Origin of the sequence: Collinsella sp. CLA-ER-H7 (assembly GCF_040092345.1) — a bacterium.
In the GTDB taxonomy this organism is placed as follows: domain Bacteria; phylum Actinomycetota; class Coriobacteriia; order Coriobacteriales; family Coriobacteriaceae; genus Collinsella.
This window is the reverse complement of sequence record NZ_JBBNLT010000012.1, coordinates 55,459-76,340: the sequence shown is the minus strand read 5'-3', so window position 1 is coordinate 76,340 and position 20,882 is coordinate 55,459. Positions and strand designations below refer to the sequence as shown.

The window sequence follows — 20,882 nt, the reverse complement described above, 5'->3', positions numbered from 1 at the left end:
AGCTCGACTTGGGCTCGGCGGGCTTCTCCTCGATGGAGACGGCCCTCCCCTCGCGGTCGAACTCCACGACGCCGAAGCGCTCGGGGTCGTCCACGTGGTAGCCGAAGACCGTGGCGCGGCCCGACTCGGCGTTCTGGACGGCGCGCGTCAGGTGGCGCGACAGGCCGTTGCCGTAGAAGATGTTGTCGCCCAGCACCAGGGCGCACGGCTCGCCGGCGATGAACTCCTCGCCGATGGTGAAGGCCTGGGCCAGGCCGTCCGGGCTCGGCTGCTCGGCGTAGGACAGGTTGACGCCGTAGCGCGAGCCGTCCCCGAGCAGGCGCTCGAAGTTGGGCAGGTCGGTCGGCGTGGAGATGACCAGGATGTCCCGGATGCCCGCAAGCATGAGGGTGGACAGCGGGTAGTAGATCATGGGCTTGTCGTAGACCGGCAGCAGCTGCTTGGAGGTCACGAGCGTGAGCGGGTACAGGCGCGTGCCGGACCCGCCTGCGAGGATGATGCCTTTCACTGGTTATCTCCTTCCGAGGAAAAGGTCTTCGTAGCTGTCAGTGATGGACCGCCACGAATACCGGTCGCGGATAACGGAGGTCGATGCCGTATCGAGCTCCTCGATCGACTTCCAATCCATCACGTCGGCGCTATTGATAAGTTCAGCCAAGTCTCCGGATTCCTTGCTCCAATACAGGGCCGAGTCCTCAGCGACCTCGCGGTTGAAACCGACGTCGAGAAGGAGGTTGAGGCGCGTGGACGCCAGCGCCTCCAGGAGGCTCGGATTGGTACCCCCGACCTCATGGCCGTGGAAGTAGCCGTAAGCCTGCTCACGGATCTTCTTCAGGAGCTCCTGGTCGTAGACGGTCCCGACGAACTTGATGCGTGGGTCGGACTTGAAGTGCGTCTTCCGCTCGAGCTCCGCGAGGAAGGAGTCGTCCACTCCCGTCACGAGCGCGAAATCCCGCTTGGAGTCGGAAGCCATGAACTCCCGGATCATGGTCTCGTAGTTGTTCTCGGGCACGAAGCGTCCCACGACCAGGTAGTAGCCGAAGGGCTTGAGGCCCTTCTCGGAGAGCCATCCAGTGAACTTGGGGTCGTCGTCCGCGAGCGCTGAGTGCCTGATGTCGGCCCCGTAGGCGATGAAGGTCGTCTCGGGGTGCAGGTCGGCATACTCCCCTCGAATGTACTTCTCGATGTTCTTGGAGTCGCACACCATCAGGTCGGCGTGCTTGACCATCCCGCGCTCCGAGACTTTCCAGTACCTGCGGACGGGCGCGCTCCACTTGGCGCGCTTCCACTCGTGGCCGTCGGGGTTCACGAAGACCTTGCCACCAAGGGCGTGGATCATCTTTACGTACTTTCCGAAAAACGGTCCGATGCGACAGGCCAGCACGTAGACGATGGGGTGCTCGACACGGTTATTCTCGATATAGGCGGTGCACCACTTGAGGGCGTCTATGTCGTAGAAGATCGCCCTAGCGGCTCCGACGGGCCTGCGTAGTACCTTGAAGCAATGCGCTCCGTTGTGCTCGAACTCGCCGACCTCCTCGGCGGAGTCCACAGCGCACGCCACGTGGTACTTGATGTCGGGCAATACCTGATTCTCGGTCAGTTTCTCCACGAACGTCTCGTAACCGCCGTAGTTTGCCGGAATTCCCTTGGATCCGATGATGAAAACATGCTGCATTAGTACGCATCGCTCCCGTTAAAGACCTCCAGAACCGTTAGGAGGATGATCTTGAAGTCCGTGATGACTCCGCGCTTGGCTATGTATTCGAGGTCCCGGCGGACCATGCCGTCGAAACCGGTGGAGTTGCGCTCCGTAACCTGCCAGAGCCCCGTAATACCTGGTTTCACTGCTAACCTCTGCAGGTCGTACTCGGTGTACTCAGCTACCTCATTCGGCAGCGGCGGACGCGGGCCCACCACGGACATCTGGCCCAGAAACACGTTCAGGAACAGTGGGAACTCGTCAATGGAGTGCTTGCGGATGAACTTGCCGATCCTGGTGACGCGCGGGTCCTCCTTCATCTTGAACATGGCGCCGGCGATCTCGTTCTGCTCCTTGAGCTCGGAGAGGCGCTCGTCGGCGTCCTTGTACATGGAGCGGAACTTCCACATGCGGAAGGTTGACAGGCTGCCATCGCGGTGGGTCTGGCCCACGCGGATCTGGCTGTAGAAGGGGTTGCCCTCGCTCTCAAGGCGGATGGCCGCGGCAAGCACAAGGCTGGGAACGGAAATGACGGCCAGCACGCAGCCGCTGAACACGACGTCAAAGGCGCGCTTAACGGCGCGGTAGACCAGGCGCGAACGATCCCAGTCCATGATGGATTGCATGGCCTTGTAACGGCCGACGCCCTCACGCCGGTCCATGGCCTGAGCAATCAGTGCCGCCCCCACGGGCGCATCAGTTGCATATTGATTTTTATCCGGCACGTTCTCTTCCAACACTTCGTCCCCGCGTCGGGGATCCTCCCTGTTCTGTGTGGCGACCGCCAGCAGCTAGGCGATTGCCTTTTTGATGTTGCGCATGGCGCGCTGCTCGTTTGAAAGCACCGCGAGGCCGACGCGAGTGGTTACGCGTCGGCCGCACAGATCGAGCTCCAAATAAGCGGTGCTCTTGCGCCTGTTAATGGTTTTGATAAGGCCTTCGTGGCCCAGCAGTGGACCTGCCGTCACTACGACCTGATCGCCGTCTTTTAGGGCCTCACTCATGGGCACCACGCGGTCTCCCCTATGCGTAAATCCGCCAATAAGCTGGACCTCTTCTTTTGCCAGCGGCACAAACTGACCGTCCTGGGATAGCACTCGGGCAAAGTCGTCCATGCGTAGCAGAAACTGTTGCACGGTTCGGGGATCTGCCGTATCGCAGATAAGATAACCGGGAAAGAGCGGCTTGGTCGTATCGACCCATTCGCCGTGTACCTTGATTTCTGTTTGAAATTGGGGATAAAAGAGCTCCTGCATGGTGCTCGTCGGCACCATGCGCTCGATGCGCTCGCGCATTACGTCTTCGCGACCGTTAATGACCTGGATCACATACCACACGAGCACCACCCCCTTGCTGTCTTACGTGTGGCTCACGGGGTTTGGGTATGGCTTCGCCAGGGCGCTTGTGCGCGAAGGCGCTCCATATTCAAACCCTGAGCCCAGTTAGACAAGCACGTGGCTCTGCCCCACCGTGAACGGTATGTATAAGTGCAGTTACTAGAGACGCGGACGTGTATCGCAAAAAGACCGCATCCCCAGCTGGCTGCGTGCGAGCCAGTCAAGCGGGTACAAAACTGGACCGAACGCAAACAGCTGCAGAACTGCTGTAGGTTGCCGTGGCAATTCATTGCACCATCTAATGCAAACTTAAAAGTAGCCATAAAAGCAAGTGCAAAATCGCGCATGACAGTCGATATTGGAGCTCGTGGTTTTTCTAACACCGCCGTTACGACCGGATGCTGATCAACCCCGTGCTATGTGGCCTATTAGAGCCGTGAGCACAGTTGAACTCATGTAACGTTACGTATCCTAGCACAAGCTGTTAGCGAAACTGATTTGGGCTGCGTTGGACAACATATCGTTCATTTGACGTGCTAAAGGGGGTTGTTTTGGGAACTTGTTCACGTTGGCGCAGGTTATTGGGACGCTAACGGTGATTAGAGGCGTTCCTGAAGCCCAAATGGAACGGCGATCTACACTGATAATCGCGTTTGGCTAACAAACTATGTACAGAAATGGGAAAAAATTTGTGCAACTTTTTGTTGCGTAGGTGGGGTTTGTAGCGCATGGTGTTTTGACATGAAAAAAGGCCTTCAGAATTCCGAAGGCCTTTGCATTCACGATGGTGGAGCAGAAGCTACTTACTGCGAACACTATATATGTCAACTCAGTTGAAATCAAGCTAACTCGGAGCTGGCTTGCCGTCATTACTTTTTGCGAATCGCCGGACAACAAATCATAATTGTGTCCGCTTTGTGTAGTGGTACCCCTATACCTTGTATTATATGGTGGTACCCCTATAATAATAAGTGTCGAAAGGCAATAAGGCTTTTCGAAAGACAGAAAGGAGCAAGGCAATGAGCATCACGTTCAGGGTTTGGCGATTAGCAGTCACCGTCCAAATCCGCTTCCGTCTTTTGAATAAACGGTAAGCGGAAGGGTTGCCCGCTTGGCTGCGGGCAACCCGCCCACCTTGAAATGATGCCCAGAGCCTTTAGCGAAAGGATACAGCATGGCAGATGCGCGAAGCAAGGCAACGGAGAAGTACCGCAAAGCGAACGTAAAGTCGTTCAACGTGAAGTTCTTCCCGTCCGATGCCGAAGTCCTGGAATACTTCCAAGGCAAGGCGAACCGTAACCAGTACATCAAAGACCTCATCAGAAAGGATATGGAATCGAGGAAAAGGCCCAAGACCTACGTTTTCGAGACGGCCAACGAAGGCGACGTGACGATCACTATCTCCGGCGAGTATGTCGACTGGTGCGTCGACATGAAAGCTGACATCTCGAGCACTGGAGACCATCACGAGTGGACGGAAATCGACGGCGGAAGCGTTGAGGAAATCTTCGAATGGCTGATGGACAAGGGCGTAGAGTTCGAGAGCGACCGCTCCCTTTGGCTCAACTTGAATTATGTCGAGCAAGTCATGATTGACCGTTCGAAGACGGAAGAGCAGCTGCTCGATTATGCAGCGAGCATGACCGACGAAGAGCTTAAGAAGTGGCGAGAGTTCTATTTCGACATCTAAACGCAATGAGCCCGCACCCCATTACAGGGTGCGGGCTCATTTCTATGCTATTTAAGAAGTTCGTTAACTCGTTTTTGAACCGCATCGAAGTTGGCTCCGAGCTTGGCACGGCGCTCACTGCCGTCACCGTATTCACCTCGAATCACGGCGCGAGCGAGCGCGTCGATGTCAACACTTGAAGAGTACCCGTTGACACGTTCCTGCACCTCATCGTAACGAGAGCCAAGAATGGCGCGGCGCGTATCGCCGTTGCCAAATACTCCGTTGAGCACGTCTTTGGCAAGATCGTCGACGCTAGAAGAGCTTGCGCGGTTGATTAGCGCCTGCACCTCATCATATCGATACCCCAAGCGCTTACGGCGCTCGTCTCCATTGCCGTACTCCCCGCGCATGACCGCTGCCGCGAGATTTGCAGTAGAGCCATCAGGACAATTCTCAGCCGCGCTGCCAGTATCAACTCTCTCGCCATGCACGTACTTAAACCATGCCTTCTTGTCCATGTAGGCGATATCGAGATCGAGGTATTTGTCATACCCGTTTAAGCGCCCGTGAGAAGAGTATTGATGGATGATGCAGCTGTTCCAGGCACCGAATCCACCATCAGGAAGCCAAGGGGAATCTTGGTATCCAGTGTCGTTGTTGCCAGCGTATTGAGCGACCCAGAGCGCGTGGTTCTTTGCAATCTGCGACCAGTCTTCCTCTGTGGTGACGCTTCGGCTCATATAGACGATGCAGCGAACACCGGTGAGCTCGTAGATCTTATCCAGGAACAGCTTCGCCTTATCAGTTCCAATGCGACCGTATGCTTCGTAGTCGAGCATCGGGATACCTTTGCCGAAGTAGTTCTTGCAGTTGGCGTAGAAGAACTCGGCCTGCTTTACCGGGTCGGACTGGTCAAGGAAATGGTAGAAGCCATAGAGTTTCTTCTGACTGATCGCCGTCTGGATAAACGGGTCGCAAGTCGAATAAACCTTATCGATGCCCTCGGTCGCCTTGCAGAATACGAAATCGTAATCGATTTTAGTGAGGTCGAGACCTCGCTGATAATCAGAAATGTCGATGCCCTTCATCGTCATTGCGCATCACCTCTAATAGCGTTAAATGAGCCGAAGCAGACGGCTTCGAGCTCTTCCCTTGTCCATGCTTTGATTGAGTTGGCTCCATCGTCCGGGTCACGTAGCGCATACGTCCTGTCATCGTTCGCGCGCCAGATCATCACGACGTGGCTGCCGTATTCACGGTCTCCCAGCTGACCACTAACTCCGGCGAATACGATCCATCCGTCGTCGACATAATCGAGGGCACTGTCCGTGCCCCAGAAGGTGCCAACTCGGTCGTATCCGTATCTGTCGTGGGCGAATTGCGTGAACTTCGCCATGTCGTTTACTCGGTCTGTAAGGCACGAATCGCCCACGATGTTTGCGAGGGCATCCGGTGTCACCGGCGCACCCTGCTCGTAGCTCAGCGCCATGGCGGCACACGTGAGGCCGCACCCGTAGGTGCCGATGGTCTCGTCGCTATAGGCGGTCGATGACCATTGCGGGTCTTTTTGCAAAAAGAGCGGCATATTGCCGCTCTTTTTAGAATCGCTCTTGTCGTAAATTGGCTGCGCGTCCTGAACTCCGTCGCTGTATCCGCGCTCGTAGGTCTTTATACTGCTTATGCTGTCTGCCTGCACATGCTGCGCTGCGATGCCGATCCAAGCGCTGTAGCCGACTGCAATGCCAAGAAGTAGCGCTGCCGCGAGCCGGAGCCTAGCCGCGCTTGTACACTTCATTTGCGACCGTCTTAGGGTTGACCGCATCCGCCTCCGCATGCTCGAAGATCTTCATGACCGGAAGGTCTGCAAGCTCGGGATAAGCCTTGCAGAGGTTCTCCATGATGCTCGCGACCTCCATGATGATGATCGCGACGCACACGACGTAGATGGTCACGCCGCCGAAGCCGAGACCGGCAACGTGGGCGCTGAGGATTTCGATGCAGATCGCGAGCAGGATGATAAGCGCCAGTACCGCCTTGTGGCCGAGACCGGTGCGCATCGTGGAGCTGCGGAACTCACGGTTCATGACTGCCTGAATGATGCCGCTCACCATGTCGAAGAGCATGAGGATGAATGCGCCGGCGATAGCCCATACCTGCTGCTCGGTGAACGTGTAGATAGGTGTGAGATCCATTTGATTATTCCTCCTGGTCAGTGTCTTTTTTAGATGCTTCGAGCATTGCTGCGACGGCAGCGCGCCAGCGCTTCGGGACGCTCTCAAGCGTGCGCCTTTCGTCTTTGACGGCTTCGAAGTAGATTTTCGCCATCACTCTTCGCCTCCAACGATGTCACCGATCTCCAGCAGCGCGGCATTGGTGTCTTCGAGAGCCGCCCTCGTCTCGGAAAGCGACTCGATGATCTTGTCGATGCGCTCGGTGTCGCTGAGGACGTCATCCTCGTGCGCTGCCCAGAGCTCGTCGAATGCGGCTGTGATGCCGTCGAGCGTCGGAACTCCTGCCTGTACGAAGTGAATCTCATCGGCTCGGTAGAACTCGATGGCTTTACCTGAGTCAATGCCGTTGTCTGCAACGTCCTTCTGGATGTTCTTGCGCATCCACACGTCGGACGTGAGACCGTCGGCGCGCGCTTCGATCAGCACAGGTGCTAGCGGTGTTGCCGATACTGTCTGATAGCTCATGTTTCTTCCTTCCCGCAGCACTCACGTGCCGCCTTGCCTTTTTGAATACCTGGTCAAATCCGTTGTCCCTAACCAGGCTGCTCGAATCTGAGTGCTTGAACCAGCCGTTGTAGCTCGTCACGCGCCTTGCGCGCTTGAGAGTGGGCGATCGCCTGTATTTCCGATATGCCCGGCACGCGCGCAGGAACAGCGAGGGTCGCAGCGTCACGCGGTTTGGTCGCACTATGAACCCGACGACATCCACCGGCTCATCGTTCGATATGCGGCAGATTTTCCATGCCTTGAGATGCAGCCCGTAGCGCTTAAGGAGGAGCCTTTGCAATTCCCTCGCGGCGCTGCGCAAGTTGCGCTTGTCCTGGCTGAATAGATAGATGTCATCTGCGTACCAAAGCTGATGCGACACCATCGCGACGCTCTTGCCTCGCCGCACCTTGTGCATGCCCTCTACGGAGTGGTAGCCAAAGGACAGAACGAGCTGCGCCATGCGGAGACTGAAGTAGCTGCCGATCTCAAGCCCGTCATCGTATGTGTAGAGCAGCGTCCTGCATACATACATGACATCAGGACTCCGCACGTAGTGGCGAAGGACGCCCATCACCACGTCCGTCTTGATTGACGGGTAGCATTTGCGAATGTCAAGGTGGACGAAATAGCCGCCCTCCTGAGACCAGCGGCTCACGGCATTCGCCGCCATAGTCTGCCCCTTGCCCTTGACGCTCGAAACCTGCCAGAAGCCAACCTTAGCGTGCAACAAGTCATGAAGAGCTTCAATTGCGACGTAATCGCAGATCTGCTGCTTGACGCTCTCCACGCCGATGAGCCGTAGTTTTCCGTTGGTTGGCTCGCGGTACCAATGGCGTCTGATCGGTTGAAATGCCAGCGAGCGATGGCAAATCTCGCCCTCGATCTCAGCCAGAAGCGAAGCCACGCTGCCGTATTCAATCGGCACGCGCCAGGCGTTCTTCTTGCCTGCCGGTGCCTTGAGCCAATTACCGTAGGCTCTATAAATGAGGGCCCCGTCTATGCGAAGCCCTCTGCAATATGTTTTCAATTTTCAGACCGTTTCTCTCTGGATACTGTCTGAGGTTTCACCTGTCGGCTACTAGCCCAGTGGTCTTAAAGCCATTTCAGTCAGTTGACCCAGGCCAAATGCCCGCTCGCCACCAGCGGCGGCGGGTAGTCGCGGCGGAAGTATATGTGTAGCTGGTATGATTGCTTGTTTTTCCAGATAGGCGCGAGCCGATGTTCCACCTGGCGTCGCCGGTGCCGTTGTTGCCGTTGACGTACCAAAGGCCAGCATTGCCCCTGTTCCTCAAGTTGCCGAGAGAAAGCCAATAGAACATGACAGCCCGCGCGCCGCGAATCCCTGCTTGTTTTCATAAGGGGACAAGTCCCCTCGCGGCTTACGCCGCTTCACCCCTAGAGCGACCATTGGCAGAGCGGCGCGAGCCGAAGCTCCACCAGGCGGCGCCGGAGCCGTTGCTGCCGTTGACGCACCAAAGGCCAGCATTGCCCCAGTTCCACAAGCTGCCGAGAGAAAGCCACTCTCTCCAGCCGACGGTGGTGTCAGCGACCTTGTAGTTGCCGTCGCAGATGCCAACAGAAGTCGACGCACCCGTCCCCTGCTGAATCATCAGTCCGTTGACCGTCTTGCAGTAAAGAGCGTAATTCCATCCCTCGGCTGCTTGTCCGGGAAAAGCCCCGGCAGACAGCGCGCTGTCCGGTGAGCTGCCGGCCTTCTCGTTCTTAGTGTCCGGGTTCACGTAAACAACCGTGCCAGTACCTGTGTACTGGATTAGGACGTTTCCGAGAACCTCATACATACCGAGACCGAGCTCAATACCTTGGACGACAAAGGGCTGCTTTCCGTCCGTGCAGCTCGTCGGCGATCCGTCGCCCTCAACCGCATCGCAAGCGCCAGCCCTCCACGGGACGGTGCTCAAAAGGTATGTGGTGGCAGTCGTGAACGGCTTAACTACGTCGAAGTAGATGGCGGTGTTCGATGCGTCGACATCGACCTTCTTGATAACTGTCGCGGCATCGAACACGTCATAGTTGTAGCCATTGCCACGGTCGTTCGACGTACCCGTATGTGTTCCAAGAATCATCGAAGAGCCGATAAGAATCTGATCGGCCTTCTCCTTCGCGACCACGACGCGCGTGGTGTTGCTCTCTGCCACGGTCGGGCTCATCTGCACGTCGTATCTCGTGCAGCCCGCGAACACGCTCTGGCTGTTCTTGGTGGCATACTTCAAGAGGAACATGGCCTTGACATACCAGTCATCGGCGGCGGTCTTGAATGAATCACCCGTCGTTGCCGTTTTCATGAGCGAGACGCCGGTATCGTGGCTTACGAAGCGCTTCACCTGTGCGCCGCTCACGCTGCGCGGCTTGCCGTCGGCATCGACCGACAGGGCATACTTCGCGTAGAGCATATAGGGACGCTGCGCGCCGTTGGGGAGCAGCGCGGCGGGCTGCCGCTTCATGCCCGGTTGGCGCGTGTCCGAGACGGTGAGGTTAACCGCGTTATCGGTCTCGTTCTCGAGCGTGTAGAGCACAGGCGTCAAGACCCATGTATCGTCGAGACGCGAGAAGCGTCCGTCGCCGTCGATTGCCGTGACGTATGGCATTCCGTCGGCATCCACGCCGCCGTTGACCTCCACGAAGAAAAACGCGCCCTGGTTGACGTACGGGTCGATCGCCGCGCGCCCGATGACGCCGGGCTTGGGGTTGGCGATTCCGGCGTTCGCGCCGGTCTTGGTGCAGGCGGTCGAACTGCCCTTGGGGATGCTCACGCCGTAGTTCTTGCCGTCGCGCATCTTTGCGAGCCAGGCGGCAATGGACGAGTTGGTGTAGCGCCCGGTCTCGTCATTAAAAATGGGGACGGAAGCCGCCCCCATTGATTCAAGCGCGATTGCGACGCGCTCAAGCGTTTCGTGATCGGCGATGTGCGTCTTGCTCATGCCTAATCCTCCGTATCGACTAGTGTGATGTACTCCGTATCGCCAACGGTGTCGAAGGCGATATAGATGCGCTTGTCGGGGTTGATCGAGCCGCGAGCTTCCTCTGCGGCCTTACGTGCGTCCGCTGCCGCCTTATCCGCGCTGTCCTTGGATGCGTTCGCCGCGTTTGTCGCGGCATTCGCCGCATTGGTTGCGGTGTCGGCGTTCGCCTTGGCTGTATTTGCGGCAGAGGCGGCATCTGTGGCGCTCTTTGTCGCGGCGTTCGCCTTGCCCGTCGCGGTGTTGGCCGCGTCCGTGGCGCTCTTGCAGATTTTCACCGCAGCATTGGCGTTATTCAGCGCCTTGCCCGCATCGGTGACGGCCTGCTCGCCCTTGGTGACGGCGGTTTCGGCACGCTTCTCAAGCGCCTCTACTGCGTTGTCCCATGATTTCGCCGGAGTATTCCCCTCGCGTGCGTCACGCATGATGTCAAGCGCGAAGCGCTCTGTCTGCACCGTCTGCGAGCCCTTTGTGAATTCGAAATAGGCTTCGTCGGTATAGCCGGGCACGCACGCGAGCTTCGATTCCTCGCAGACGTGCGTGACGGTATTGCCGGAAACCGTCGCGGTTCCCTTGTAGTAGTGGATGCGGTCGGGCAGACGTGCAACCAGGTACGCCGTATAGCCCGCGAGAGCGAACTCACCGCCATTGTCGTAGACGAGCGCCTTAATGGTGGTGCCTCCGCTCTCGCCCTGGGCGATGCGGATGCAGCTGTTGCCGCATCCGCGCTTGTCGACATCAAGCTCAATGGTCTGTGTGTTCACTATTCCGTGGCCTCCAGTCCGCGCTCGAACATCCAGCTCAGCTGGAGCAGCTGAGCCCCACTGATGGCGTCGATTGCCTTCTCCTCGGGCAGGGTCAGAATCTCGACCTCGCACTCGATATCGGCGAGCTCCTGGTACTTTGCGGCGAAAGCGGCGAACTTCTCCGATTTGGGGTCGACCACATAGTCGTCGATGTTGCCGTCACCGTCGTACTGCGCATCTCCGTATTCCATGATCAGCTTGTTGCGCTGGATGAAGAAGGGCTCGGCGACGTCATGCAAAGCGCGATAGTTTCGCGCCGCCGTGTAGCCAACGATACCGACGTTATCCAGTACGCCGTTTTCGAGGTCTCGGCACATTGCCGCGACCTTCTCGTTAGTTAGCTTCATCGGTCTCCTCCTCCAGGCTTGCAGCGTTAACCCCAAGCGCTTTCAAGATCGCATTCAGCTTCTTGTCGATTTTATCCAGCCTCTGAGATTCCGTATACGCCGTTTTTGTCGGCTCGGCGACGATCTCCGGGTTTGGCTCCCCGCACTCGATGACCATCTTCATATCGTCCAAAAGTCCTCCTTAAGTGCTGTAGACGAATCCATGCCATATTTTGACGTCGTAGTATCCGCTGTCGTCAGCCGTCCTGAGCCTGATAATATCGGTCGCGTTGAGCCCGCCGCCTACCCAACATTCGCTGTCGAGCTTTGCGGATTTGATTGACCAATCGTGCATGTCCAGATCACATCCGGCGTTGAGTGCGTACGCCGTGAAACCGATGTTGGGCTTGTTTGCATACGTCAGCTTCATTGCGTAATACGGATCGTCTGCGTTCTTCATCGCAGCCCAAGACATATAGCCGCCGGACTCTTTCAGATTGAAGTTAAGTCCGTAGACTTTTGGATAGTCGACAAGATGGTTGCTGCCTATGAAGCCAATATCTTTGCTGTCGTAGATGAAATGAGGCCCGTCATCCCGAAGCGACAGCCTGTTGTTGGAGATGTCGAACTTGTCAATTGTGAAGCCGCCGATTGTTCCGCGTGTTGTCTTGAAATAGCCGGTCTTTAGGTTCCAACTGTTCGTGTTTGTCACGTCTGCGATGATACCTGCGGCAATGTAGCTGGCGTTCATATACAGCTTGCCATCCTGCATGTAGATGCCCTGCTCGGCACCGTTGTTTGTCAGACGGTTGAAAATCTTAAGCTGATTGAGATCATCGTCGTAGTTGTCGAGCAGACCCTGCGCCATCGACTTGGCATCCTGCTGCTCAATTGCGTGCTGCGCCTGACGTGCCGCGGCGGTATATGTATTGACGTTACTTGAGTGCGTGTTGTAGCAGGACTTATAGGTAGCCATGGCGCTATCCAGCGCTTCCTTCGTGGTGCATTTGAGCACGTCCGAGATGGCGGTGTTGAGCGAGCCGTATGAGCCGCCCGCGCCGAAAGCAGAATTGTACGTTGGGCCTAGGACATTGCCGAGGAAATATTGATTCAGTGACTTGTTGGACTTCAGGCCGTTGTACTGGGTGGTGAGCTCGTCCTTCTCCTTGTCGATGGTCTGCTGGATTTTCTTGACCGCGGCCTTCTCGGCTTCGGTGACCACGCCGTCTGTGGCGAGGTCGTTGACCGTGGTGTCGAGGTCGCTAAGGGACTGGTTAAGATCGTACGCGCTCTGGTTGGCCTTGTTCAGCGCAGCCACGAGGACAGGCGAGGAATAATTGACCGAGCCGTCACCGTAGGTGATGCGGTCCATCTCCCAGATAAAGTATCCGTTCGACCATTGCGGGATGTCTTTCGACCATCCTAACTCGGGATTCTGCGCATTGATCGGCGGCACGCTGTCAGACTGGTTTTTCGCGTACAGCTTTACCCTCGAGACGATGGCGCTTCCTGCCATCTGGTTGCTGCCGTTGATTGCCTTGGCGAGGCATGGTGCGGTGTACGTGGTCGAGCCGTCCGTCCACGTGACCTTGCTTCGCGTCCAGATGTATTTGCCCTTACTCCACGCGGGCTGCGCCTCTGACCAGCTGCCGCCGGACTGCGCCGTGGAGCTCGTGGACAGGTAGTACTGCTCCACGATGCCGCTCACGCCGGTACCGGTCGAGCCCTTGTCCCCCTTGGCACCGTCGGTGCCGTCCCTGCCGCTGATGCACACGGGCTCGCTGTACTCGATATCTCCGGACTGCATGGTGGTCTTGGTGCGCGTCCAGATGTACTTGCCAGAGACCCATTGCGGAGCGGTGGTCTGCCACCCGCCCTGCGGCTCGGTGACGCGCGATGCGCCTTGCGCGTACTCGACATCGACGGATGCAATCACGGCGTCCGCAGTTGCTATATCCTTGTTGCCGACGGTCGTGCTGGCAGACAATCGAAACTCGCCGGTGTCCAGATCCCAGTAATTCTTACCCTTCTCATCTGTCAGCAGGCCGGCGCGCACGCGGTCTGCGCGCAAGGTGCCGACGTTGATGCAGTTCGCGTTGACGCTCGCACCGGTGATGAAGGTCGTCCAATCCCATTGGCCGTTCGCCGCGAGCGATGAAGCCAGGCGGATGCCCATGCCGTTGATGTTGACAGCCCACATGTTCGCGGTCGTCTTGACCGGTGCGCCCGTCTCCGCGTTGAGCGCGACGTTACTGAAGATCTGCCCGAGCTCGAACGACTCGACCTTGTATGTGCCGACGGCATTGAATTGAGCGTTGAGAGCCGATTGCAGCAGCTTGAGCCATCCAACTGAGGGGTTGGAGACCGCGTCAATCTGGGCGCGTGAAGCTACTCCAGATTTCAAAGCTCCCGCCACCGTCTCCCACATGTCCGCTAGCGCGTCAACAAGGTTGCCGAACGTCACGGTGGTATCTGCGGTAATCAGGTTGCGTTCTATCTGAGAAACGCGGCCCTTAATGCGTATGCCGGTCTCGGAGAATTCCTTGTCGATGATCGCCACGCGGTCACCCAGGGCTACGCCCTCCCAGCTTCGCCCGAAGGCGTAAAGGTCGAAAACATCGGCTTCGTAGGAGACTTGAGGCTCTTTTACGGTCTCAAGATAGCTATTGGACTCTTGTAGGAGTTGGGCGGGATCATCGCACTGCTCGTTGATGTACACGTCGACCGCCGGAGCGATGCCGCCGTTGCCGTCTGGATGCCCCCATATATCGGTCGCTGCGGTATCCTCGACGTAATCTTTGCCGCCGTTGATCGCTCCGAAGGTAAGCCTGCGACCGAAGCCGCCACCCTCCGTCTCGACACCTTTTCCGTAGCCGTAGACGCGGGTTTTCGGATTCGCGCTTGCGGTTTTTCGTTTGATGTTGATGAGGTCTTTAGTCCATGTGAACCGTTTCGGGCTCAGCTGGTCACCTCGACAGGCTCGAACGCCAATTGAGCGGTTGGTTACCCTTGTGCCATCCGTCTCGATGGTGACTTCAAGCTCTCCGCCCCAAACGGAGATGAAGTCGGTAAGAGCCTCGCGAACGCTGATGTGATAGAAGGTATGCGAGGCGTTCCCCTTCTGGTCGCACCTGCCGACAGACCATCTGGTGCCGCTCAAGATAGACGTGAGCGCCTCGACCACGCCGCCGCTAGGTCGCTTGTCCTCGATGTAGTCATCGAGCAGCTCCGCTATCGAGTTGATGCACACGGCTTTGCAGTGGGTCTTCCCTTCGTCATCGTGAATCTGGGAAACCTCGTCCACCAGATGCTCGTGTGCGATTCCCTGACGGTCGATCCAAACGATGCGTTGCCCCTTGATGAGCTCGCGGTCGCAAGTGATCTTGAGTTCATCGGTCAGGTCGAGCGCTTCGATATGGCTCGCCTTGGTGTAGGGCAGGCGACCGAGGTTGTTACCCCAGCGGTCGAACAGGGTGAACCCGATGCGCGAAATCAGAGCCATCGTTCCTCCCATTCGATAATTGCCGTTCCGCCTGAAATCTTCAGGTGTGCTCGGTCTTTAACCTCGAAGAAATCACTCATGATGTTGAGCGAGGCAACAGAGCCGTTGACCGTCGCATGCTCGGTTGAGAAATCGAGCCTGATGGTGCTGCTGGTTGTGAGCGGCTGGACGATTTCTACGAACTCGCCCGTGTCGGTGTTGGTAATCCTCCAGGCGTTGCCTGCTGACGGCTTCGCCGTCACCTTGATATACGCGGGAAGCGTTCCGCCTACGGAGACGGCAGCGGAGCCGGCCATCTCGATACGGCGACTCTGCCCGTGATAGTCCGGATCACCGATATGGAACGTCACCGACGCGGCAGGGCAATCATCGGTAATCTCACCTAAATCTGTGATGCCGCTTACAATGGCCATGAGATAGCGTGTTGGGTCATCCGGCAGGTACAGCGGTGCCGGTTCATCCGTCCAGAGCATCGCCGCCAATTTGTGACGAACTTCGGCGACATCGCGCCGATGTTCCGTGCGCAGCCACATGTCGACAGTCAGGTCATATCCCTCTCGTTTTACCGACTTGAACAGCTCGCCATGCCTACCGGGCACTTCCTCGAACGTCGGCTTCACGCTTGCCATTATCGGGCGGTGAATCTTGCAGAAGACGAGGCTCGACAGGTTGTGACCGTTGAAGACGATGCTGTCGCTCTGGTTGCGTTTGCGTTTACGCTCCAACGGTCACTCCCCTCTGCTTCAGGCGGCTGGCGATGCCAGCGCCGATCTGCTGTCCTGTCGTGTATGCATCGATCTTGTCGCTCATGGTTGCGTTGACAGTCACCGCAACGCTTACGGGTCGCGCGCCGCCGCCGTCCCAGCGGTCGAAAGCCCTGGATACGGCGTCCTCGACGCTGGCACGCAGCTTCTTATCAGGAGTGACGTGCTCGCCGCCGGCTTCGCCGACGCCGATGATGCTCGGCCTATCGAAGTAACCGCCCTTTGCGTACCAGCTCACACCGATGCTCGGTAGCTTGACGACGCCGCCGATATCTCTCCATGAGACGCTGAAATGCGGCAGGTTGATGTGCGGCAGGTTGATGCGGATGCCCGAGAACGCCGAGGTGATTCGTCCGGGTATTCCGCTGATTGCGTTCCACGCCCCGGTTATCTTGCTCGTGATGTTGCTCTTGATGCCTCCGAACGTGTTCGCCACCTTCGTTCCGAGCCCGGGGAATCCGAGCTTCTCGCCGATTGCGTTGCCGACGTTGATGGCGTTGGTCTTGGCGTTGTCGAGCTTGTTCGTTATGTTGTCCCTGATGAGGTTGAAGGCGTTGGACGCTTCGGTCTTGGCGGTCGACCAGTCACCGCTCATCGCGGCCCTAAGCGCGCTTGAGCTTGAAGAGCCGACGGCGAGACCTGTCTGCATGTCGTTCTGGATTGAATCCTTGATCGCCCCGAATTTCTCCGAAGCTGCTGATTGGAGATTGCCCCAGGCATCGGACGCATTTGCCTTCAGGTTTTCCCAAGCGGTCGACGCGCCTTCCTTGATGCCGTCGAACTTCTCGCCGAGGTCGTTCTTGGCTTCCTCGGCCTTGCCGGTTATCCTGTCCCAGACGCCCTGCCAGAAGGCGGGCACCCCATCGAAGAAATCCTGGACTCCCTGCCACTTCTCGGTAATCCATCCGGTGAAATCAGACCACATCTGCTTGCCGGTCTCGGTCTGAGTGAAGAACCACGTGAGACCGGCTACGGCGGCGGTAACCGCCGCCACTCCGAGCAAAATCGGGTTTGCCGCTATGATTCCGGTAAATGAAGTCCAGCCGCTGCCGACGGCACCGATAGCGCCCTTGAGCCCGCCGAACTTCTCCGAGACTGTTTTGATGGTACCGCCGATCTCGCTTCCCGCCTGCAACACCTTGCCGGCTCCGGTCGCAAGTCCGCCAAAGGCAAGGGTGCCGAGCGCGACGTTGGTCACAAGGTCTTGCTGCTCAGGAGTCAGCTGCTGAAACCAGTCGGAAACGCTCTCAAGCGCCGGAGCGACCTTCTCGAGGAGCGTGGTGCCAAACTCCAAGACCTTCTCTTTCACTGGCAGCGCGGCTTCGCCGGCTTCGGTCAGCTTCTGGTTGAACTGAGCCTGCTGCTCGCGCGAGTCGAGTAGGGTCTTGTTGTTGTCCTTGTACGTCTGGCCGATCTCGCCGTAGAGGCCGTCAAGAGTCTGGGTGATCAGCGAAGAGCGCTCCTGCTCGCTGCCGCAGGCCGCCAGGGCTGCGTTGAACGCGTCCTCCTTGGTAGCACCCTGCCCAATCGCGTCGTTGAACGCCTGCTGCGCGGCTTGGTTTCCGGAGAGCGCGGCGCTCCACTGCTCGTTGCTCGCGGTAGCCCAGTTGAGCGCGTCTGCAAGTCCGCCGGTGACGGTTCCCGTGTGAGCCGTCTCCTGGGACGCTTCGACGAGGTTCTCGAGCGGCAGGGCATCGCCGAACTTAGAGAAGGAACCTGCGGCGATGTTGTTCCACTTGTCCAGCTCCTGCTGGTTCGTGGTCAGTCGGGAAAGGTTCTGTGCGGCTTCCGTTGCCGTGTCCTCTTCACCGAGCAGCTTGTAGAAGAGTGTGTACGAGTTCCTTGCCTGCTCGCTCGTTCCGCCGGCGTCTTTCCATGCGGCGTCGAGCTGATGCGTCTGCTCGATGTTTTCTTCCTGACTGGATGCCAGACCTACGAGTGCCGTCGCAGCGCCGCCGACGGCACCGGTAATCGTCTTGCCGGCGGTCTCAAGCCCCTTGCCGGCCTTCGCAAGCTTATCGCTGTTGTCCTGTACCGTCTGTCCGAATTGGTACAGGCCGGTCTTGGATGCCTCCGCTTCCTGGCTTACGCTCTTTAGGTCATCTGCGTAGCTCTCTAGCTGGCTCTCGCAGATGGCTACCTGCGCCTTCAGGCTCGAATACTGCGCCTGTTCGCGCTCCGTGAGCGCGACGCCGCTGCGCTGCTTTTCCTCAAGGGTAGCGAGCGCGGATTTATATGCGTCGAGCTTGGTCTTGGTCTCATCGTACGCACGGTTCAGCAGCTTGGCCTTCTCGGTCAGGAGCTCTGTGTTGCCTGGGTCGAGCTTCAGCGCGCGGTTGATGTCCTTCAGCGCGCCCTGCGTATCCTTGGCGGTGCCCTGCACCTTCTTGAGTGCGCCTTGCAGCTCGGTCGTGTCGCCGCCGAACTTGATCGTCAGACCTTTGTAAGTAACTGCCATGGTCACCTCTATTCAACTGTCAAGAAGCCATGAGTGCACAGAACAGCGCGCCGCCTGCGGTGCGCTGTCGCTTTGTCCTCACGACCAGAACTCTTGCTCGCCTTTCCTTGCTTCCTCGTCATCCTCTGCATACGCAATCGCGTCGTGCACGAACGAATGGATGTCGAGAAGCGTCTGCACCTGCCTGTAGCTGAGCTTTTCGAGATCGCCTATAGACAGCCCGGCCTGCTGGCACTCGTAGATGTATAGCGCGTCGCAGCTACTTTGCAGCTCCGTCGGCATCGGCGGCATCGGTCGCTTCGGCGGTCTCGGCTGCCACGTCTTCCTTTGCGTGCGGAAAAAAGTTTTCCCTCACGATATCCATCACGTCGGCAGACCAACCGCCGGAGCGCTCCAGGTCGTACGCGTCGGGCGGGAAATCTCTAATCCACTCTTCGTAGGGCTTGAGCTTTGGGTTGGCCGTCTTCGCGCAGGAGTAGAAAATCTCCAGCAGCGGGACGATGGGCGCTAGGTGAATTGCCGAAGAGACCTCAAGGATCATGGTGACATCTTCGTTGATATCCTTCGGTCGCTTCGAGCCATCGGGACGCTCCACCGAGAACTCGCGCGAGAACACGATGGGCGTGAAGCCGTTGCACGCGACGGGAACAGTGCTGTCACCGATGTTGACCTCGCTTACCATCCTATACCTCGCTCGTTTTCGGAGTCAGCTCGATGTCGACCTTGTCGAAGAACGTCTCGTAATCGTCCAAATCGCTGAAGCTGTCGTATGAGCAGCCGCGCCAGCCGGTGGGAAGCGTGACGGGACGCCACGTGATGTCGTAGTCGAGCTGCGTGATGTCGGGCTTGTCCTCAAGCGTCTTGGCATCCATGCTAGGCGCCTTAATCTGGCAGCAAAGCCAGCAGCGACGCTTTCCCATGATATGTCCCGGCTGTTCGCACATGAAGGCGAACTTCTTCGGGGTCTTTCCGGAGGTGCCGAGGACTCGGCCTTTGGCGTCGATATCGAAACCGACGAGGTCGGCGAACAGTTTGCGCATCTCGGCGGTGCTTTCGGTATCGTAGAAAGAAATGGTTCCGGAGCCGCCGTTGTCCTGAGTCTTGTCGAGCCAGGTTTCGTTGTCGCCAAAACTTGTCGCGGTCTCGACAGACGGCTCCATCTTGATCTCGACCGTGCCGGCAACATGGGTCGGAGTTGCGTAGGTAAACGACTCCTCATTCCCCAGCACGGCGATGTGTGCGTTCTTGACGCCGAAATAACCGTTTCGTGGCATGTGATGCCCCTTTCTAATATTCAAACACGTTAATCTGATAGGCGGTCTCGATGACGCCCTCTCCGTCGATTGCCGTCACGGCCTTCGTGTAGGAGAACTCGGCGGCATCAAGCTCGCTCTCGATGCGCTGCTCAAGCTCGTAGTCGCGCGCAGCGCAGTAGAGCGCGCAGTCGTACGGCATCCATCTGGTGTACGACACGTTGTCCGCAAACACGTCCCCCGAATACCCGGCTTCAATCTCGATATACGGTGGTGCAGGCCGCTCGTCAGCCAAGAACGCGCCGTTGCTGAACGGCAGCCCGAACGACTTGAGGAGGCCGACAAGCTCATCCAGTGTCTTCATCACTCGCCGCCCTTCGCGAACTCCGCGGCGACCTCGTTGTAGACGCCCTCGATCACGTGGTCGCCTGCGACGTGCCCGGGATACCTGCCGCTCTGGTTGGCGATGGCGTGGCCCTTCTCCAGCAGATGCGTCAGCTGGTACTGCCGGTTGTGCACGGTACAGCTCATGCCGGTCTCGTCGGTCTCCACGTCAGACATCCAAGCCTTCGCGTAGCTCCCCCCGTGGTGGACGCGCTTGCGGCTTCGCTCGCGCAGCAGCCTGACCGCCTTCTGTCCGGCGGCGCGGGCGTTCCCCTCCAGCGCCTCAGCGTCATCGTCGATTACGCCCTGCATGTCGTTGACGATAATCTCGGCAAGGTTGTCGATATTGACGCCGCTCATCGGTCACCAGTCCTCTCGACAAGCGTGAGGCGAATATTGTCCGTGCCGCTAATAAGCCTGCTGTCGACCGAGTACGTCACGCCGCCGAACTCGACGAGGGTTTCGCCGGAATATGCGCAGGAGCGTATCTCAATTACCGCCTGCGGTTTCACGCCGGCCTGAGCCGCGACGTAATAGGCTGCCGCGCTCATCGAGAAGACGTTGCACGGCACCTTGCGGCGGCTCTCATTCCTGTGCGGGACGCCTTTGTCATCGCGCTCTGTCTCGGTCGCGATGAGCGTGCAGACGCCCGACCACCTACTCATCTCTCGGCTCCGCCCTATAGAGCGAATCGCCGCTCATCGACGTGAGCATGCATTCGAACGACTTCATGAAGCGGTCAGCATCGGGGTTGTCCATGCCGAAGTTGGCCTTTACGTAGACCTTGATGGCAAGGCGAATGCGGCCATCGGAATCGTCGTTGGCCTTTTCGGGAAGGACGCCGCCCGCGACAAGCTCGGCGCGGGCGGCTTCGATGACATCGGCTATCTCATCGTCGTAATCGTTGCAGAACTCAGGGATGCGGAGCGCAGCGCGGCAGGCATCGAGCAGCTCTGTCTTGGCATTGTCGGCCATGCCGC

General features: G+C 58.1%; 24 protein-coding genes. 1 reads left to right on the top strand and 23 read right to left on the bottom strand.

From position 1 onward, the window contains the following. The 4 genes from AAAX75_RS08190 to loaP form a co-directional block, all read right to left on the bottom strand. Positions 1–508 (bottom strand): sugar phosphate nucleotidyltransferase (locus AAAX75_RS08190; RefSeq protein WP_349091827.1); only part of this gene is annotated, 508 nt, incomplete at its 3' end. A 3-nt stretch (positions 509–511) separates the two neighbouring features. Continuing rightward, positions 512–1,678: a DUF1972 domain-containing protein gene (locus tag AAAX75_RS08185; protein ID WP_349091826.1), complete on the bottom strand. Its 1,167-nt coding sequence runs from the start codon at positions 1,676–1,678 to the stop codon at positions 512–514. After that, the gene (locus AAAX75_RS08180) at positions 1,678–2,427 is read right to left on the bottom strand and encodes a sugar transferase (RefSeq protein WP_349091825.1); all 750 of its coding nucleotides are present in this window, start codon (positions 2,425–2,427) and stop codon (positions 1,678–1,680) included. The genes AAAX75_RS08185 and AAAX75_RS08180 overlap by 1 nt, the downstream gene beginning before the upstream one ends. 66 nt (positions 2,428–2,493) lie before the next feature. After that, positions 2,494–3,039, bottom strand: coding sequence for an antiterminator LoaP (gene loaP, locus AAAX75_RS08175; RefSeq protein ID WP_349091824.1), 546 nt, complete (start codon positions 3,037–3,039; stop codon positions 2,494–2,496). Positions 3,040–4,213: 1,174 nt separating this feature from the next. Here loaP and AAAX75_RS08170 point away from each other — a divergent pair. Continuing rightward, complete coding sequence (locus tag AAAX75_RS08170) at positions 4,214–4,729, top strand: hypothetical protein (protein WP_349091823.1); 516 nt, start codon at positions 4,214–4,216, stop codon at positions 4,727–4,729. 47 nt (positions 4,730–4,776) lie between these two features. On the opposite strand, the gene AAAX75_RS08165 is transcribed toward AAAX75_RS08170, so the two are convergent. The 19 genes from AAAX75_RS08165 to AAAX75_RS08075 form a co-directional block, all read right to left on the bottom strand. Continuing rightward, on the bottom strand, positions 4,777–5,805 hold the full coding sequence (locus tag AAAX75_RS08165) for a GH25 family lysozyme (protein ID WP_349091822.1): 1,029 nt from the start codon (positions 5,803–5,805) through the stop codon (positions 4,777–4,779). Next, positions 5,802–6,506 carry a C39 family peptidase gene (locus AAAX75_RS08160; RefSeq protein WP_349091821.1) on the bottom strand — a complete coding sequence of 235 codons (705 nt, stop codon included), beginning with the start codon at positions 6,504–6,506 and terminating at the stop codon, positions 5,802–5,804. The genes AAAX75_RS08165 and AAAX75_RS08160 overlap by 4 nt, the downstream gene beginning before the upstream one ends. Beyond that, entirely contained in the window at positions 6,484–6,903 is a 420-nt protein-coding gene (locus AAAX75_RS08155) for a phage holin family protein (RefSeq protein ID WP_349091820.1), read from the bottom strand. Before AAAX75_RS08155 ends, AAAX75_RS08160 begins: the two co-directional genes overlap by 23 nt. Before the next feature lie 4 nt (positions 6,904–6,907). After that, complete coding sequence (locus AAAX75_RS08150; RefSeq protein WP_349091819.1) at positions 6,908–7,036, bottom strand: CD1375 family protein; 129 nt, start codon at positions 7,034–7,036, stop codon at positions 6,908–6,910. Continuing rightward, positions 7,036–7,323 carry a hypothetical protein gene (locus AAAX75_RS08145; RefSeq protein WP_349091818.1) on the bottom strand — a complete coding sequence of 96 codons (288 nt, stop codon included), beginning with the start codon at positions 7,321–7,323 and terminating at the stop codon, positions 7,036–7,038. Before AAAX75_RS08145 ends, AAAX75_RS08150 begins: the two co-directional genes overlap by 1 nt. Continuing rightward, entirely contained in the window at positions 7,280–8,356 is a 1,077-nt protein-coding gene (locus AAAX75_RS08140) for a reverse transcriptase domain-containing protein (protein ID WP_349091817.1), read from the bottom strand. Before AAAX75_RS08140 ends, AAAX75_RS08145 begins: the two co-directional genes overlap by 44 nt. Positions 8,357–8,810: 454 nt before the next feature. Then, complete coding sequence (locus AAAX75_RS08135) at positions 8,811–10,370, bottom strand: hypothetical protein (protein ID WP_349091816.1); 1,560 nt, start codon at positions 10,368–10,370, stop codon at positions 8,811–8,813. A 2-nt stretch (positions 10,371–10,372) separates the two neighbouring features. Then, positions 10,373–11,173, bottom strand: coding sequence for a BppU family phage baseplate upper protein (locus AAAX75_RS08130; RefSeq protein ID WP_349091815.1), 801 nt, complete (start codon positions 11,171–11,173; stop codon positions 10,373–10,375). After that, positions 11,173–11,562, bottom strand: a complete 390-nt coding sequence (locus tag AAAX75_RS08125) for a hypothetical protein (RefSeq protein ID WP_349091814.1) — start codon at positions 11,560–11,562, stop codon at positions 11,173–11,175. The genes AAAX75_RS08130 and AAAX75_RS08125 overlap by 1 nt, the downstream gene beginning before the upstream one ends. Beyond that, positions 11,549–11,734, bottom strand: a complete 186-nt coding sequence (locus AAAX75_RS08120; RefSeq protein ID WP_349091813.1) for a hypothetical protein — start codon at positions 11,732–11,734, stop codon at positions 11,549–11,551. Before AAAX75_RS08120 ends, AAAX75_RS08125 begins: the two co-directional genes overlap by 14 nt. A gap of 9 nt (positions 11,735–11,743) precedes the next feature. Then, positions 11,744–15,043, bottom strand: a complete 3,300-nt coding sequence (locus tag AAAX75_RS08115; RefSeq protein ID WP_349091812.1) for a phage tail spike protein — start codon at positions 15,041–15,043, stop codon at positions 11,744–11,746. Next, positions 15,034–15,768 (bottom strand): distal tail protein Dit, encoded by a 735-nt coding sequence (locus AAAX75_RS08110; protein WP_349091811.1) that lies wholly within the window; start codon positions 15,766–15,768, stop codon positions 15,034–15,036. Before AAAX75_RS08110 ends, AAAX75_RS08115 begins: the two co-directional genes overlap by 10 nt. Beyond that, on the bottom strand, positions 15,758–18,265 hold the full coding sequence (locus tag AAAX75_RS08105) for a hypothetical protein (protein ID WP_349091810.1): 2,508 nt from the start codon (positions 18,263–18,265) through the stop codon (positions 15,758–15,760). Before AAAX75_RS08105 ends, AAAX75_RS08110 begins: the two co-directional genes overlap by 11 nt. 259 nt (positions 18,266–18,524) lie before the next feature. Next, positions 18,525–18,947 (bottom strand): hypothetical protein, encoded by a 423-nt coding sequence (locus tag AAAX75_RS08100; protein WP_349091809.1) that lies wholly within the window; start codon positions 18,945–18,947, stop codon positions 18,525–18,527. Position 18,948: 1 nt separating this feature from the next. Further along, entirely contained in the window at positions 18,949–19,539 is a 591-nt protein-coding gene (locus AAAX75_RS08095; RefSeq protein ID WP_349091808.1) for a major tail protein, read from the bottom strand. Between the two features lie 13 nt (positions 19,540–19,552). Beyond that, positions 19,553–19,882, bottom strand: coding sequence for a hypothetical protein (locus AAAX75_RS08090; RefSeq protein ID WP_349091807.1), 330 nt, complete (start codon positions 19,880–19,882; stop codon positions 19,553–19,555). After that, complete coding sequence (locus AAAX75_RS08085) at positions 19,882–20,262, bottom strand: hypothetical protein (RefSeq protein WP_349091805.1); 381 nt, start codon at positions 20,260–20,262, stop codon at positions 19,882–19,884. The genes AAAX75_RS08090 and AAAX75_RS08085 overlap by 1 nt, the downstream gene beginning before the upstream one ends. After that, on the bottom strand, positions 20,259–20,567 hold the full coding sequence (locus AAAX75_RS08080; RefSeq protein WP_349091804.1) for a hypothetical protein: 309 nt from the start codon (positions 20,565–20,567) through the stop codon (positions 20,259–20,261). The genes AAAX75_RS08085 and AAAX75_RS08080 overlap by 4 nt, the downstream gene beginning before the upstream one ends. Next, complete coding sequence (locus AAAX75_RS08075; RefSeq protein ID WP_349091803.1) at positions 20,560–20,877, bottom strand: hypothetical protein; 318 nt, start codon at positions 20,875–20,877, stop codon at positions 20,560–20,562. Before AAAX75_RS08075 ends, AAAX75_RS08080 begins: the two co-directional genes overlap by 8 nt. Between the last annotated feature and the right edge of the window lie 5 nt (positions 20,878–20,882).